We start from the raw sequence: 15,884 nt of genomic DNA on the forward strand, positions 1-15,884 counted from the left end.
CCCTCCGCGTGCCGTCCCGGCCGCCCACCGCGGCCCCGCCCGCGAGAGCACCGACCTGGACTGGGAGGGCACGCCCGTGCGGCTCGTGCGCTCCACGGCCCGCACCCGCACCATCTCGGCGGGGTGGCGCGACGGCCGCCTGCAGGTCAACGTCCCGGCCCGGCTCTCGGCCGCGCAGGAGCGCGAGTGGATCGGCCAGATGGTCGCGAAGGTGGGCGCACGCGGCGGGACGGGGCAGCCCGCGGCCGACCCGGGCGGCCGCCCCGCCGACGCTCGCTCCGACGACGCGCTCCTGGCCTGGGCGGGACGGCTCTCGGCGGCGCACCTGGGTGGGCGGGCCCGTCCGGTCTCGGTCACGTGGTCGGCCCGGCAGCGCCGCCGCTGGGGCTCGTGCACGCCGGCCCGCGGCACCATCCGGCTCTCGACGCAGCTGCGCGGCATGCCGGACTGGGTGGTGGCGGCGGTGCTCGTCCACGAGCTGGCCCATCTGCTGGAGTCCGGACACGGCCCGGCCTTCCGACGCCTCGTGGACCGGTACCCGCGCTACGCCGAGGCGATGGCCTTCCTCGAGGGGGTCACCTTCGCCGAGGGCCGCGGTCGCACGGCGCCGGACCGGTGGGCGGAGGACGAGGACGCGGGCTGACACGACGGCGGGCGGCCCGCACCCGAGGTGCCGGACCGCCCGCCGCCGTCGTGCCGGGAGGGGCTCAGCCCTCGCGCGGCGCGTCGCCGAAGCCGCCCTCGAGGAGCTTGCGCAGCTCGTCGTCGAGGGACTCGGCGCTGGCGTCCGCGGCGGAGCGGCGCCCGGCGTACCCGGCGGGGTCCTCGAGGTCCTCCGCCGTGGGCTGACGCTCGGGATGGCGCCAGATCTCCTCGCGGTACTCCGTGCCGTGCTCGGCCGTGACGTGCTCCCAGAACGCGGCGGCCTCGCGCAGGCGGCGCGGGCGCAGCTCGAGGCCCACGAGGGCGGCGAAGGCCTGTTCGGCCGGGCCGCCCGAGGCGCGGCGGCGGTTCATGGTCTCGCGCAGGGCGGGCGCCGACTCGAGCGGGCGCGCGGCCTCGGCGACCACCACGTCCACCCAGCCCTCCACGAGGGCGACGAGCAGCTCCAGCTGGTCCAGCGCGGCCTGCTGGGTGGCGTCCGGGGCGGCGATGAACGACGCCCCGTCGAACACGGCCTGCAGGGAACCGGGGTCCATCGGGTCCACCGACTGCGCGGCCCGCTCGATGCCCTCGGTGTCCAGGCGGATGCCCGCGGCGTACTGCTCGACGGCGGCGTACAGGTCCCGCTCGAGCCACGGCGAGTGCAGGAACAGGCGCATGCGTGCGGCCTCGCGCAGGGCCAGGTAGATGCGGATCTGGTCGTCCGGCACCGAGAGCCCGTCGCCGAACTCCTCGATGTTCACGGGGACGAGGGCGAGACGGTGGCCGGCGACGGGCAGGCCGATGTCCGTGCCCGAGAGCACCTCCTTGCCCAGGGCGCCCACGGCGCCGCCGAGCTGCAGGCCGAACATCGTGCCGCCCATGTTCTTCAGCATGGGCTGCAGCCCGCCGAGCAGGGAGGCGTCCATGCCCTCGGGGAGCTGGCCCGGCAGCTGCTGCTCGATGGCCGCGGACATCGCGCGGGACATCGAGACGGCCACGGGCTCGGTGAGCCGGCGCCACTGGTCCATGGTCGCCTCGACCCACTCGGCACGGGACCAGGCCACGCCGACGCTGCCGACGGGCTCGGTCTGCGTGACGCCGTCGAGCCACAGCTCGGCCAGCCGCAGCGCCTCGTCCACCTCGCGTCGCGCGAACGAGCCGACGGCCGGGTCCTCGCCGGCCACGGCCTGGCGGGCGGCCTGCTTCGCCAGAGCCCAGTTCACGGGGCCGTCCGAGCCGGAGCTCATCATCGCCTGGAACTGGGCCATGGCCTGCTGCATCATGGCCGGATTCAGCTGGGACGGGTCGAAGGGCACCCCGCCGGGGCCGCCCAGGCCCTCCATGGCGCGTCGGACTTCGTCCGGGTCGGGGCCCTGGCCGCCGAAGAGCTGCCGCAGCATCTCCTCCAGGGGGTCGCGGCCGTCGTCGGATCCGGGCGTGCGCGCGTCGTTGCTCATGTCTCCAGCGTATCCGCGTCGGCGCGGCGCGCCCGCCCTCCCGACGTCGCGGCGGCGCGGTTCGCCCATGGCGCACGGCGTCGCGCGGGGCAGGCGGGGGTCGCGGCCCCGCGTAGACTGGTGTGACCGTCGCCGCGCGGCCCGTGCCCGGCGGCGAGGACGGCCCGATCAGGACCCCCAGGAAAGACGGTGTCGCGTGCGCGCAGTGCCCTCGAGGACCACCCGCGCCGCCCGCGTGCCCTTCTCCGGATGGCTCGCCCTGGGCAGCGCCGGGCTGGCACTGCTGGCCCCCACCCCCTACATCCTCGAGGGCCCCGGCCCCGCCGTGGACCTGCTGGGCGAACGCGAGGGTCGACCGGTGCTGCGCGTCGAGGGCGGCGAGGCGGACCCGGGTGAGGGGACCCTGGCCATGACCACCGTGATGGTCGGGGGCCCGCCCATCGGCACCACCTCCCTGCTCGATCTCGGCCGCGGCCTGACGGACCCCGCCGTGGACGTGGTCCCGCGCGAGCTGATGTACCCCACCGGCGTCACCTCCGACGAGGTCGGCGAGGCCAATTCGGCGGCCATGTCGGACTCCCAGCAGACCGCGACCGCCGCGGCCCTGCACGAGCTCGGCCGGGAGGTGCCCCAGCGGCTCGTCGTGCAGCAGCTCGTGTCCGGCGGGCCCGCCGAGGGTGTCCTGCGGGCCGGGGACGAGGTGATCGCCGCCGAGGGACGGCCCGTGGCCGACCTGGAGGCCGTGCGCGCCGCCGTCGGGGCCGCGGGGCCCGACCCGGTCACGCTGACGGTCCGCCGCGACGGCGCGGAGCAGGACCTCGAGGTGCCGGTGGCGGCCGCCCCCGAGGGCGCGCCCCAGCCGTGGCAGATGGGGGCCCTGATCGAGACCGCCTACGACGTCCCGGTGGACGTCGAGCTGACCGTGCCGGACATCGGCGGGCCCTCGGCGGGTCTGATGTTCGCGCTCACCGTGATCGAGCGGCTGACCCCGGGCGCGATGACGGGGGGCGCCCCGATCGCGGGAACGGGCACGATCTCGGGGGACGGCGTCGTGGGTCCCATCGGCGGGATCCCGCAGAAGGTGCGCGGCGCCGCCGAGGCGGGGGCCACGACGTTCCTCGCCCCCACGGCGAACTGCGAGGAGCTGGCCGGCCGTGTGCCCGAGGGTCTGACGGTGTACCCCGTGGACACGCTGGGCCAGGCCCGCGACATCGTCGAGGCGGTGGCCCGGGGGGAGAGCCCGGCCGCCGCCCGGACGTGCGGCTGAGCCGACGCACACCAGGACCACCAGACCACCAGACCGGACGACATGTCCGGGGCGCAGCGCCCCGGACCGGAGCAGAGCCCCGCGGACGCGGGAGGGAAGAGGACAGAGCAGTGAGCTTCGGACAGGGAGGCGGCGGACCGTTCGGCGGCCCGCCCCGTGACGGCGGCGGGACCGCCGGGGGCCAGTCCGGCCCGTTCGGGGCGTTCGGCCCCTTCGGCGGCGCCCCGCGCGGCCCGGGCGACGACGGCGACCGCGGTCCTGGTGGCCCGTTCGGCGGGGGCGGGTCCTCCGCCGCGCGCGGCAGGGGCCGGCCGGGCCGGCCGAGCGCGCTCGTGCTGACCATCATCGCGGTGGCCGTGCTCGTGGGGCTGTTCGTGGTGTTCACGAACGTCTACACGGACGTGCTGTGGTTCTCGCAGCTGGGCTTCACCGAGGTCTTCTGGACCGAGGTCGTCGCCAAGGCCGCGCTGTTCCTGATCGCCGGGCTCGGGATGGCCCTCGCCGTGTGGCTGGCGATCCGCACGGCCTGGCGCCACCGCCCCGCGGACGCGTCCGCGGCCGCGCGGGACTCGCTCAGCCAGGCCCAGCGCCAGCTGGAGCCCATCCGGCGCCTGGTGTTCCTGGGTGTCCCGCTCGTGCTCGGCGTGTTCGCCGGCTCCACCGCGATGAACGGGTGGAACACGGTCCTGCTGTTCCTGAACCAGGTGCCCTACGGCCAGGCGGACCCGGAGTTCGGCCTGGACCTCATGTTCTTCATGGCCACCCTGCCGTTCCTGACGCTCGTGGTCGGGTACCTGATCTCGGTGGTCCTGGTCTCCGGCATCACCGGTCTTCTGGTGCACTACCTGTACGGCGCGGTGCGCGTGGAGGAGGGCGGCGGCGTGCGGATCACCCCGGCGGCGCGCGCCCACATCGGCATCACCCTGGCCGTGTTCCTGCTGCTGCAGGGCGTCAACTTCTGGCTCAACCGCTACCGCACCACGCAGTCGCAGACCGGCAACTGGGCCGGCGCGCTCTACACGGACGTGAACGCGGTCATCCCGACGTCGGCGATCCTGGCGGTCACGGCCGTGATCGTGGCCGGCCTGTTCGTGTGGACGGTGGTCTCGGGCCGGTGGCGGCTGTCGCTGATCGGCACCGCGGTCCTGGTCATCACGGCGCTCGTGGTGGGCACGGCGTACCCCTTCATCGTGCAGGAGTACCAGGTGAAGCCGTCCGAGCGCACGCTCGAATCCCAGTACATCGAGCGGAACATCGCCATGACGCGCGAGGCGTACGGCCTGGACGACGTCGAGGTGACGAACTATGAGGGCGCCACGGACACCGAGGCCGGGGCCCTGGCGGGCGAGGAGGCCAACACGGCCAACGTCCGTCTCATGGACCCGAACCTGATCTCCCAGACCTTCGGGCAGCTCCAGCAGTTCCGTCCGTACTACGCGTTCCCCACCACCCTGCACGTGGACCGCTACGAGGTGGACGGCCAGACGCGGGACACCATCCTGGCGGCCCGTGACGTCAACGTGGACGACTCCCAGTCGTGGGTGAACCGCCACACCATCTACACGCACGGCTACGGCATGGTCGTGGCCGACGCCTCCGAGGTCGCGGCCGGCGGCCGGCCCCAGTGGCTGCTCTCCGAGATCCCGACGCGCGGGCCGCTGGCCTCCGACCAGGACTACGAGCCGCGCATCTACTTCGGGCTCAACTCGCCCTCGTACTCGGTGGTGGGTGCGCCCGAGGGCGCGCCGGCCGTCGAACGCGACCGGCCGCAGACGGCCGACTCCCAGGAGGACACGGCGTACACCTTCTCCGGCGACGGCGGCCCCTCGGTGGGCAACCTGTTCAACCGGCTCGCGTACGCGGTGAAGTTCGGCTCGCCCGAGCTGGTGCTGTCCTCGGACGTGAACGAGGCCTCGCAGATCCTCTACGACCGCGACCCGGCCGAGCGCGTCCGCAAGGTCGCGCCCTACCTGACGGTGGACACCGCCCCCTACCCGGCGATCGTCGACGGCCGCGTGCAGTGGATCGTGGACGCCTACACGACCTCGGACCAGTTCCCGTACTCCACCGCGCAGCAGCTGGGCGAGGTCACGGTGGACTCCCTGAGCCAGGGCCAGAACCCGGCGCTCCAGGGCCGGGTGAACTACATCCGCAACTCGGTGAAGGCGACGGTGGACGCGTACGACGGCTCGGTGTCTCTCTACGCGTGGGACGACCAGGATCCGCTGCTGCAGGCCTGGCAGAACGTCTACCCGTCCTCGCTGCGCCCGTACTCGGAGATGAGCGCCGGACTCCTGGACCACGTCCGCTACCCGGAGGACATGTTCAAGGTCCAGCGCGAGCTGCTCGGCCGCTACCACGTGACCGACGCGGACGACTTCTACGAGAACAACGACGCGTGGTCCGTGCCGTCGGACCCCACGCGCGAGGAGGACGTCAAGCAGCCGCCGTACTACATGACGCTGCAGATGCCCGGCCAGGACGAGCCGGCGTTCTCCCTCACCAGCAGCTACATACCGCAGATCACGGACGGTGCCCAGCAGCGCAACGTGCTCTACGGGTTCCTCTCCGCCGCCGGCGACGCCGGCACGGGGGAGGACGGCGTGAAGGCCGAGGGCTACGGGCAGCTCCGACTGCTCGAGCTGCCGCGGTCCACCACGGTGCCCGGCCCGGGCCAGGCGCAGGCCAACTTCGACTCGAACGCGGACGTCTCGCGGGAGCTGAACCTGCTGCGCCAGGGCGCGTCCGAGGTGCTCAACGGCAACATGATCACCCTGCCGGTGGCCGGCGGCATCCTCTACGTCCAGCCGGTGTACGTCCGCTCCTCGGGCGGCACCACCTACCCGACGCTGCGCAAGGTGCTCGTCTCCTTCGGCGACAAGGTCGGCTTCGCGGACACCCTCCAGGAGGCCCTGGACCAGGTGTTCGACGGGGACTCGGGCGCGGTCACCCCGGAGGAGAAGCAGGCGGAGGCGCCCGCGCCGGGCGAGGAGCCGACGGCTCCGGGCACCGTCGAGGAGGAGCTCTCGGCGGCCCTCGAGGAGGCTCAGGACGCCCTGACCCAGGGCCAGGAGCGTCTGGCCGAGGGCGACTGGGCCGGCTACGGCGAGCAGCAGAAGCGTCTCAACGAGGCCCTGAAGCGTGCCACCGCCGCCGACGACGCCCTGGGCGGCGACGCGCCTGCCCAGGAGCAGGCCCCGGCCGAGGCGAGCCCCGCGCCGTCGTCGAGCCCCAGCCCGACGCCGAGCGGCTGAGTCGGCGCCGGCGGGCCGGGCCCGCCGGACCGTCGACGACGGCCCCGGCCACGCACCGCGCGTGGTCGGGGCCGCTGTCGTCTCGGGGCAGGTGGCCGCCGCATGGCCGCCGGGTGGCGGGGTGCTGACGCCGATTTGAACTCGACGGAACAGGTGTGTATAGTTCTAGAAGTCGCCGCGGGGTGGAGCAGTTCGGTAGCTCGCCGGGCTCATAACCCGGAGGTCGCAGGTTCAAATCCTGCCCCCGCAACGAGAAGGAGAAGGCCCCCAGCATCTGCTGGGGGCCTTCTCGCATGTCCGGACCCGGTCGCCCCGGCCCGCCGGCACGGTGCCGGCGGGCGAGCCGACCGCCCTCGGGCGATCAACGCGGGGGAGCGGGAGCGTCAGCGGCTCGAGGCCCGGACCGCCTGCTGGGCCGGGGTGCGGCGGCCCGGGTCGGTGCGGCGCAGCCAGACGGCAGCGATGATCGCGATGACCGCGATGGCGCCCCAGATGCCGACGACGGCCCAGGACAGGCCCGCGAGGAGCAGCAGCGGCACGAAGGACACGGCCGCGATCTCCACGGGCACCACCGGGATGTAGGCCACGCCGAACTGCTCCATGGTCCCGGACTTCAGCTTCGGGTCCACGATGCGCAGCATGGCCACGCCCGTGGCGACGGCGCCGGTGGCCCAGCCCCACGTGAACAGCTGCTTCTCGAACCACGCGTCGGTCATGACGCGCGGCGCCACGACGATCCCCAGGAACAGGGCCAGCGCGAGGCCGATCACGAACAGGAGCAGCAGCGGCTGCCAGTAGTCCACGACCACGGTCGGGGCGATCGCGGCGATGCCGCAGACGATGAGGATGTCCGTGGCGGTGCCGGACACCGAGTTCAGCGAGCCCGGGTCGAGGAACTTCGCCGTCTTCGTGGCCTGGAACAGGACGCGGGCGATCAGGCCGAGGAGGAACGCGATCGCGAACGCGGGGATGATCAGCTGGGGACCGTCCTCACCCACGACGCTCGGCCACACGGCCGTGATCCAGGAGACCACGCCGTGCGCGGCCGCCGCGATCATCGCGACCACGCCGACCTGGAAGGCCAGCGACTCCACCGAGGCCGCCGAGAAGGTGTGCCGGCCGATGACCGGGCGTTCCTCCACCTGGTTCAGCACCCCGGTGCGCAGCTCCTCCGGGATGGAGGTCAGGCCCGCGAACTCCCGCGCGTGGCCGCGCTGCGCGCCGATCTTGGCCTGGATGATGCCACCCACCACGCCGACGATCATGCCGACGGTGGCCGAGGTGTAGGCCAGCGAGGTGACGGTCGCATCACCGTTGGCCGCGTACGCCTGGCCCACGGCGGCCGCGGAGCCGAAGCCTCCCGCCCAGCCGGCGAACAGCAGGGCGGCGAACGAGTCGGGCGCGTCGAACAGCGGCTGCAGGAGGACCAGCGTGACGAGGGCGCCGATGGCCACCTGGGAGGAGTAGATCAGCACGCCGTAGGACGCGAACGCGCCCACGGGGCGGCCGATCTTGCGGACGTCGAAGTCGTCGGTGAGCGCGATGCACACGAACACGATGACGATCAGGATCGAGCCGTACGTGCCCAGCTGGGAGCTGAACGGCAGCCAGCCCAGGCCGTTCGGGCCGAGGGCCAGGCCCAGGATGCCCGCGATGACGGAGGCCGGGATCATCAGGGTCTGGAGGGGCGTGATGACGGCACGGGCCAGCGTGCCCACGGCCAGGAGCGCGCCGATGAGGCCGGCGTCGACCAGCACGGACCAGGCCGTGAACTGCTCTTGCATGGGGTTCTTCCTCTGTGCGGGGACGGGGGTGTCCCACGGAGCGTGCCGAGGGACCCCGGGACAGTACCAAAGGAGCGCGGGGGCCGGGGCGCGTCCGGGAGGAGCACCGGGCCGGGGCGCACGAGGACGGCCCGCCGCGCCGGCGTGGACCGGGCGACGGGCCGTGGGGAGGGGCGGGGTCAGCCGCGCGCGGTGCCGGTCTCCTCGGCGGTCCCCTCGGCCGCGTAGTCGAGGGTCAGGGTCTCATCGGCGTCGACGTCGCCCGAGGTGAGGGCGGCCTGGCCGGCGCCGCCGGCCTTGAGGGCGGCGAGGCGGGCCTCCACCTCGGTCTTCTCGCCGAGGTCCTCGAGGGACTCGAACTGGGCGTCGAGGGAGGAGGCGGCGATCTCCTGCTGGCCGCGCACGCGGGCCTCCTCGCGACGGACCTTCTCTTCGAAGCGGGAGACCTCGGAGGTCGGGTCCAGCAGGTCGATCGACTTCACGGCGTCGGCCACCGCGGACTGGGCGTGGGCGGACTTGGCGCGGGCGGTCAGCTCGTCGCGCTTGGCGACCAGCTGCTGACGCTTGACCTTCATCTGGTCCAGACCGGTCTTCAGGCGCTCCACGATCTCGCGCTGCGAGGCGATGGTCGGCTCCGCGGACTTCGCCTGGCGCTCGAAGTCCATCTGGCGCTCGATGGCCACCTTGGCGAGGTTGTCGAACTTGTCCGCCGAGGCGGTGTCGCCCTTGGTGCGGAAGTCGTCGGCCTTCTGGGAGGCGGCCAGCGCCTTCTGGCCCCAGCTGCGGGACGCGTCCTGGTCCTCGCGGTAGTCGTCCTCGATCATCCGCAGGTTGCCGATCGTCTGGGCGACGGCGGCCTCGGCCTCCGCGATGTTGTTCGTGTAGTCGCGGACCATCTGGTCCAGCATCTTCTGGGGGTCCTCGGCCTTGTCCAGCATCGCGTTGATGTTGGCCTTCGCCAGCGTGCTGATGCGGCCGAAGATGGACTGCTTGACCATGGTGTCTGCCTTTCGTCGGTCTTTCACGTCAGCGCAGACCGTCGGCCTGCGTCCACCCCGTCCCGCGCGTGCGGGCCGGGCCGGCGCCCGGGGCGCCGGAGTTCATGGGGCGGCGGTCAGAAGCCGCCGCCGGAGATGTCGCCGAACCCGCCGAAGTCGCCGCCGCCGAGGCCGCCGCCGTCGAACCCGCCGAAGCCACCGCCGCCCCAGCTGCCGCTGTTCAGGATCGAGTTCATCAGGATGCCGCCGAGCAGTGCGCCGCCGAGGCCGCCGCCGAAGCTGCCGCCCACTCCGGCGCGCGGGCGTGCACCGTACATGCCGCCCACCATGCCGGGGCCGTAGCCGAAGCCCTCGACGTCCGCGCGGGCCAGCTCGCTCGCGCGCTCGGCCAGCTGGGAGGCGCGCTGCGCCTGCTGGAGGGCGGCCACGGGGTCGGTGCGGCCGAGGCTGATCGCCGAACGCAGCGTGTGGTCGGCCTCCGCGAGCCGGGTCCGGGCCTCCGAGCCCACCGCACCGCGCCGGGCGCCGATGAAGTCGGCCGTGCCGTCGATCTGCGCCTGGGCCTGGGCGATCGTGGAGGTGAGCACCTGGGAGGCCTGGCGGGCCTGCTCCCGAGCGTCGCGGACGCCGGCCAGCGGGGTGTTGAGCTGGCGGTGCGCGGCCTCGAGCTGGTGCAGCAGCTCCAGGGGGTCCGGGCGGCCGGCCGCGAGGGCTCGGCGCACCGCGTTCACGGCGTTCTTCATCCCCGCCACCGGGCCGGCCAGCTCGGGGTTCGACCCGTTGGCCACGAGCGCCTCGGCCTCGGCGACGTCCTGCTCGGACTGGGCGAGGCCCGTCTGCAGGTTGCCCAGCATGGCCCGCAGGGACCCCTCGGCCTTGCCCACCGCCTCCGTGAGCGTGTCCACCTGGCTGAGCGCCTCCTCGGCGGCACGCACGGCCAGCGCCGCCGTGGAGCGGTCCTGGGCGTCCCACGCGCTCCGCGCCTTCGCGACGGCGGTCTCCACGAACTCGAGCCGCTCCCGGGCCTGCGTCGCGTTGTCCGCGACCTCGGCGAGGGCGGACTCCGCGTACTGGCCGTGCAGCGCGGCGATCGCCGACTCGGACTCCTGCACCCGGGACCGCGCCTCGGGCAGGCGGGCGTCGACGCGCTCCAGGGCCTCGGGCACCTGGTTCTCGAGGTCGCGCAGGGAGTCGAACTCCTTCTTGTGCGCCGCGAGGGCCGCACCCACGGCCTCGCTGCGCTGGATGATCTCCTTGAGCCAGGCGCGCTGCTCGGCCTCGGTGTCCGGGATCTCGTCGTCGAGCTGGTGCTGGAGCTGGAACGAGGCCCGCATGTGCTCCTTGGCCCGATCGATGTCCTCGCGGAACGTCGCCACGGACTTCTCCCCGTAGGACGCCTCGGCGAAGCCCAGCTCCTGCTCCGAGGAGCGGATGGCGTCGTCCGCGGCCACGAGCTTCGAGCCGGCCTGGGTGCGCAGCTGCTCCACGCTGAGCTCGTCGAGGGGGTCGCGGCGGACCTCCTCGGTGCGGCCCCCTTCGACCGCGCCGCCCTGCGTGCGCTTCCGGCTGCGGGCCACGAGCACGCCGCCGCCCACGGCCGCGGCCACCGCGCCCGCGCCGAGCACCGCCGTCAGGGCCCCGCCGCCGGAGGCGCCCTGGGCCGTGCTCCCGTCGCCCGCGGTGCCGGCCGGCAGGGCACCGGCCGGATCGTACTCGGCCCCGCTGGCCCCCGTGCCGTCGAGCGTGCCGTCGGCGGCGTCGTCGAGCCCCTGCACCGCGGCGGTGCCCGCCGCGAGCCATTCCGCCGAGCCGGGGTCCGTGCCGATCTTGGACAGCTCCGGGCCCACGTAGGTGCGCGTCACCTGGTTCTGCAGGTCCGCGTCCCCGCCGCTGTCCAGCCCATAGGCGCGGTCCTCGACCGCGATCGCCAGGACCGAGTCGTTCGTCCCGAGCCCGCGCTGGCGCGCCACGTCCTGGGCCAGCGTCTGGGCGTCCGTGCTGAACTCATCCACGTAGACGACGTACAGCCCCTGCCCGGTGTCCCGGCGCAGGTCCTGGATCTCCTGGGTCAGCCGCTGCTCATCGGAGGTCGAGAGCACCCCGGCCTCGTCCACCACGTACACGCCCGGCGGCACCGTCACGGCGTGCGAGGCGGGTGCCGCCACCAGGAGGCCCAGGCCTCCCAGACCCGCGGCGGTCACGGCGCGCGCCAGACGGCCGACATCGGCGGGGCGGGTGGGCACGGTCATGTGGGGTCTCCTTCGACGGCGGAGGCGAGCCGCCGCACCGGGCGGACCCGCCGGATCCTGGGGTTGAGTGTAGGGCGGCGTGGGAATCGGGCACCAGGGATCCGGCGCGGCCGGGACCGTGGGAGGAGCGGACGTTCGGCCTCTAGGCGGCGTTCAGTCATGCACGCTAGCGTGGACGTGCCCCGGGGCGCGCGTCCGCAAGACGACGGGCGTCTGTGTCGACCGCCCGGGGCCCGACCCGAAGCGAGGACCCCGTGGACCCCGTGCCGACGGCCCGCACCGTCGCGCGTCCCCGGCCCCAGTCCCGCGCCCGTGCCGGGGCGGGCCTGCTCGCCGCAGCCGTGCTCATGGTGGGGCTCTCCGGTTGCGCGGTCGCGGAGGACGGCGGCGAGGCCGCCTCCGAGGCCGCGAGCTCCTCGTCCTCGCCGGCGACGGACACCTCGGCCGAGGCCGGGGGACAGCCCGTGGCGGACACCGCCGTCGGGAACGCCGCGAGGACCGCGCTGCCCTCCGTGGTGACCATCTCCGCGACGTCGAGCTCCGCCTCCGGTTCCGGTTCCGGGTCGATCCTGGACACGGAGGGGCACATCCTCACGAACACCCACGTGGTCACCCTCGGCGGCCAGGCCAACGACGCCGAGCTGACGGTGCGCACCTCGGACGGGGAGGTCTACGCTGCCACCGTCGTGGGCACCGACCCGCTGTCCGACCTGGCCGTCATCAAGATCGACGCCCCGGACCTCACCCCCATCCAGATCGGCCGGTCCGGGGATTTGAAGGTCGGGGACGAGGCCGTCGCCATCGGCGCCCCCCTGGGCCTGCCGAACACCGTGACCGACGGGATCATCTCCACCCTGGACCGGACCATCGCGGTGGCGTCCTCCGAGGCGCCCGAGCCGCAGGGCGAGAGCTCCGGCTCGTCCTCCGGCACCGATCAGTACCGTTTCCAGCTGCCGGGCACCCCGCAGGGCACCCGGGGCGAGGTGTACATCAACGTGCTGCAGACCGACGCGGCCATCAACCCCGGCAACTCCGGAGGCGCGCTCGTCGACGCCGAGGGTCGCCTGGTGGGCGTGAACGTCGCGATCGCCTCGGCCGGCCAGGACCCGAGCGAGGCGGGCAACATCGGGGTCGGCTTCGCCATCCCCGTGGACTACGCCCAGCGGGTCGCACAGGACCTGATCGACCACGGCAAGGCCACGCATGCCATGCTCGGCGTGAGCGTCACCCCGGAGCCCGCCGAGGTGCAGGGCGGCAGCGAGAACGCCCGGACCGTGTTCAGCGACGGCGCCCGCGTCCAGCAGGTCGTGGGAGAGTCGGCGGCCGACGCGGCCGGGCTGAAGGAGGGCGACGTGATCACCGCCGTCGGCGACCGCGCGGTGATCGACTCCGAGTCCCTCACCGCCGTCGTCCGCGAGCACCGCGTGGGAGACTCGGTGGACGTCACCTACCTCCGCGACGGCGCGGAGCAGACGACCGAGGTGACGTTCACGGAGGACACCCGCTCGTGACCACCACGCTCACCACCCCCGCCGCGCTCGCGGCCCACCACGGCTGGCGCCGGGTCCTGGCCGTCGGCGCCCACCCGGACGACCTCGACTTCGGGGCCGCCGCCACCCTGGCCGGCTTCCGCGCGGCCGGGCTGCACATCGAGCTGTGCATCGTGACGGACGGGGACGCCGGCGGCTTCGACTCGGAGGGCCCGGAGGCGATGACCGCCCGCCGGCACGCCGAACAGCGCGCGGCCGCCGCCGTCGTCGGTGCCGCCGAGGTCCACTTCCTCGGCGAGCGCGACGGACACCTCGAGCCGGACCACGGCGTGCGCCGCAAGCTCGTGGCGCTGATGCGCCGCGTCCGCCCGGACGTGGTGCTCAGCACCCACCCGGAGCGGGACTGGGAGCGGATGCAGGCCGCCCACCCGGACCACCTCGCCTGCGGCGAGGCCGTGGTGCGCGCCGCGTACCCGGCGGCCGAGAACCCGTACGCGTACCCGGAGCTCGCGGCGGAGGGGCTCGAGGCGTTCAAGGTCCGGAACCTGCTGCTGTACGCCGCCCCCGCCGCGCGCCGGAACACGGTCGTGGACGTCACGGGCCTGGCGGAGCAGAAGCTGCGCGCCCTCGACGCCCACCTCTCCCAGCACCCGGACGTCGACGCGATGCGGCGGCACGTGCTCGCCCAGATGGCCGAACATCACCGGCGCGCCGCCGGCCCGGCCGCCGCGCCGGGTCACGCCGAGGCGTTCCACCTGGTCACGGTCAACGGTCCGAGCACCATCGCCGGGTTCTGAACCGCCCCCCTGCGGGGGATCTCAGTTGGTGCTCGGCCGACCGCCGTAGCGCGGGCCGGTCTGCGCGGTGGGGTCGAGGTCCACGCCGACGACGGGCTCCGACGTCGGCACCTCCGAGCCCGAGCTGGGCTCCACGGAGATGCCCATCGCCGCGAAGCGGTCCAGCCCCCGGAAGGTGACGGGCTCGCCGAAGCCGTTGGCGTCGAACGTGCCGAGCGAGGCCGGGGCCGTGCCGTCCGAGGGGTAGAGCCACAGCTGGTAGGACTGACCCTCCGGCAGCTGGGGCATCCCGCTGATCGTCAGGTAGCCGCTGTTCTGCTCCCGGGACAGGAACGCCTGGACCGTGCCGCCGTCCTGGGCCGGGTACTCCGAGGTCGTGAACAGGTCCTTCGACTGGTCGATGCGGTGCACGATGCCCGGCCGCGTGAACTGACTCCACACCGTCCACCCGCCGACGCCGAGCACGAGGGCCGCGAGCAGCAGGAGGGCGGTCACCTTGAGCCAGCGCAGGCGGTCCCGCGGCGGGCCGGCGGGGGCGGACTCGTCGCCGATCAGGTCCATGCCCACGTCCTGGGCGGGCAGGCGACGCAGGACCTCGTCGAGCAGGGCCGACGGCGGCTCGGCCGTCACGGACCGGAACGCCCAGGCCACCGCCTGGCGCGCACCGTCCACCCGGGAGCGCCACCGGGCCAGCTCGCCGCCCCGCCGCTGCACGGCGGAGAAGGCCGCGGTGTGCCCGGCCGTGTCGAGCGCGTGCACGGCCGAGAGGTCGGCCAGCTCGAGTGCGCGGCCGGCGTCCACGTCCTCGCGCACGTCCGCGCCGAGTGCCGGGCCGGTCGCCGGGGCCGGCGCGGACGGCCGGGCGGCGTCCTGCGTGAGGTCGCGGCGGGCCGCCACGACCTGCCGCACGCCGTCACGCAGGAGGGTGCGGGCCTGGCCGGCCGGCAGACCCAGCCGATCGGCGACCTCCCGGTCGGTGCAGCCGCCCAGCCACGCCAGTCGCACGGCCTCGTAGGCGTCCGGGGCCACGCGGTCGACGAGGTCCTCGGGCAACGGCGCGGGCCCGGCCGGGCCGGGACGACGCCCACGTTCCGCCGCGGAGCCGCCGGCGCGGCGCAGCGAGGTCATCACACGGTGGGCGAGGACCTCGAGCCACGTGAACACCTGGCGCTCGCGGTGGGTCGCGTCGTCACGCTCGCTCAGGTCGAGCCCGGCCTCGGAGGCCTCCTCCCACGCCGTCAGGTAGGTGCGGACCGTGGCCGCGGCGGCGTCGTCGCCGGGGCCGAACATCGCTTCGGCCAGGCCGTGCACCCACGGGACCGTGGCGTCGTAGAACGCGGAGAACGCGGCCCGGTCACCCTCGGCGCTGCGGCGCAGGAGGGTGTCCAGGGCGGGCTGGCCGGCGTCATCGGGGCGGTCGACGTGGGGCTCGGACGCGTCAGGAGTCTGCATGGTGGCCTCAGTCTAGGGAATCGGGACGGGCCGCGGACCCGGCGAAGTCGTGCTGGCGCCAGGCCTCGTACACGGCGATGGAGACGGCGTTCGCCAGGTTCAGGGACCGACGGGCCGGCTGCATGGGCAGGCCGACGGTCTCGGTGACCCGCGGATCGGCCAGCACCTCCTCGGGCAGGCCGGTGGACTCGCGGCCGAAGAGCAGCACGTCGCCGGGCCGGTAGGCGACCCGGTCGTGCCGCACGGACCCGCGCGCGGTGAAGGCCAGCACACGGGCGGGGGCGAGGGCCGCGAGCGCAGCGTCGAGGTCCGGGTGCACCGTCACCACCGCGAGGTCGTGGTAGTCCAGGCCGGCGCGGCGCAGGTGGGCGTCCTCGAACCCGAAGCCCAGCGGCTCCACGAGGTGCAGCTCGGCCCCCGTGAGGGCGGCGAGCCGGATCGCGTTGCCGGTGTTGCCGGGGATCTCCGGGGTGAGCAGCAGGATCCGGAAG

At 74.3% G+C, this 15,884-nt stretch carries 11 protein-coding genes and 1 tRNA gene; 6 read left to right on the plus strand and 6 right to left on the minus strand.

Translation table 11 applies throughout. The annotated features are described in order from the left end of the window. Nucleotides 1–643, plus strand: a 643-nt coding sequence (locus tag J1M37_RS04105; RefSeq protein ID WP_241250824.1) for a M48 metallopeptidase family protein, incomplete at its 5' end; no start/stop codon positions are given. Nucleotides 644–707: 64 nt separating this feature from the next. Here the strand turns inward: J1M37_RS04105 and J1M37_RS04110 are convergent. Further along, complete coding sequence (locus J1M37_RS04110; RefSeq protein WP_206452162.1) at nucleotides 708–2,102, minus strand: zinc-dependent metalloprotease; 1,395 nt, start codon at nucleotides 2,100–2,102, stop codon at nucleotides 708–710. 196 nt (nucleotides 2,103–2,298) lie between these two features. On the opposite strand from J1M37_RS04110, the gene J1M37_RS04115 reads away from it, so the two are divergent. The 3 genes from J1M37_RS04115 (at nucleotide 2,299) to J1M37_RS04125 (ending at nucleotide 6,873) form a co-directional block, all read left to right on the plus strand. After that, nucleotides 2,299–3,369 (plus strand): YlbL family protein, encoded by a 1,071-nt coding sequence (locus J1M37_RS04115; protein WP_342345112.1) that lies wholly within the window; start codon nucleotides 2,299–2,301, stop codon nucleotides 3,367–3,369. Between the two features lie 110 nt (nucleotides 3,370–3,479). Further along, a complete protein-coding gene (locus J1M37_RS04120; protein WP_119217204.1) occupies nucleotides 3,480–6,623 on the plus strand; it encodes a UPF0182 family membrane protein in 3,144 nt (1,047 codons plus the stop codon). 176 nt (nucleotides 6,624–6,799) lie between these two features. Beyond that, nucleotides 6,800–6,873, plus strand: a tRNA-Met gene (locus tag J1M37_RS04125). A gap of 133 nt (nucleotides 6,874–7,006) precedes the next feature. Here J1M37_RS04125 and J1M37_RS04130 read toward each other — a convergent pair. From J1M37_RS04130 to J1M37_RS04140, 3 genes are all read right to left on the minus strand, one after another. Then, nucleotides 7,007–8,407, minus strand: a complete 1,401-nt coding sequence (locus tag J1M37_RS04130; RefSeq protein WP_036341163.1) for a sodium/glutamate symporter — start codon at nucleotides 8,405–8,407, stop codon at nucleotides 7,007–7,009. A gap of 179 nt (nucleotides 8,408–8,586) precedes the next feature. Further along, the gene (locus tag J1M37_RS04135) at nucleotides 8,587–9,405 is read right to left on the minus strand and encodes a PspA/IM30 family protein (RefSeq protein WP_002854906.1); all 819 of its coding nucleotides are present in this window, start codon (nucleotides 9,403–9,405) and stop codon (nucleotides 8,587–8,589) included. A gap of 116 nt (nucleotides 9,406–9,521) precedes the next feature. Beyond that, nucleotides 9,522–11,654, minus strand: a complete 2,133-nt coding sequence (locus J1M37_RS04140; protein ID WP_102708466.1) for a TPM domain-containing protein — start codon at nucleotides 11,652–11,654, stop codon at nucleotides 9,522–9,524. A gap of 254 nt (nucleotides 11,655–11,908) precedes the next feature. Between J1M37_RS04140 and J1M37_RS04145 the strand changes: the two genes are divergently transcribed. Both J1M37_RS04145 and J1M37_RS04150 read left to right on the plus strand, forming a co-directional pair. Continuing rightward, the gene (locus tag J1M37_RS04145) at nucleotides 11,909–13,165 is read left to right on the plus strand and encodes a S1C family serine protease (protein ID WP_342345113.1); all 1,257 of its coding nucleotides are present in this window, start codon (nucleotides 11,909–11,911) and stop codon (nucleotides 13,163–13,165) included. Beyond that, nucleotides 13,162–13,941 carry a PIG-L deacetylase family protein gene (locus tag J1M37_RS04150; RefSeq protein WP_036314367.1) on the plus strand — a complete coding sequence of 260 codons (780 nt, stop codon included), beginning with the start codon at nucleotides 13,162–13,164 and terminating at the stop codon, nucleotides 13,939–13,941. The genes J1M37_RS04145 and J1M37_RS04150 overlap by 4 nt, the downstream gene beginning before the upstream one ends. A gap of 21 nt (nucleotides 13,942–13,962) precedes the next feature. On the opposite strand, the gene J1M37_RS04155 is transcribed toward J1M37_RS04150, so the two are convergent. Next, the gene (locus J1M37_RS04155) at nucleotides 13,963–15,393 is read right to left on the minus strand and encodes an anti-sigma factor (protein WP_206452163.1); all 1,431 of its coding nucleotides are present in this window, start codon (nucleotides 15,391–15,393) and stop codon (nucleotides 13,963–13,965) included. A 7-nt stretch (nucleotides 15,394–15,400) separates the two neighbouring features. Further along, nucleotides 15,401–15,877 carry a TrmH family RNA methyltransferase gene (locus tag J1M37_RS04160; RefSeq protein WP_100059261.1) on the minus strand — a complete coding sequence of 159 codons (477 nt, stop codon included), beginning with the start codon at nucleotides 15,875–15,877 and terminating at the stop codon, nucleotides 15,401–15,403. Nucleotides 15,878–15,884 lie beyond the last annotated feature (7 nt).

Source organism: Micrococcus sp. KRD012, assembly GCF_017168555.1.
Classification (GTDB): Bacteria; Actinomycetota; Actinomycetes; order Actinomycetales; family Micrococcaceae; genus Micrococcus; species Micrococcus luteus.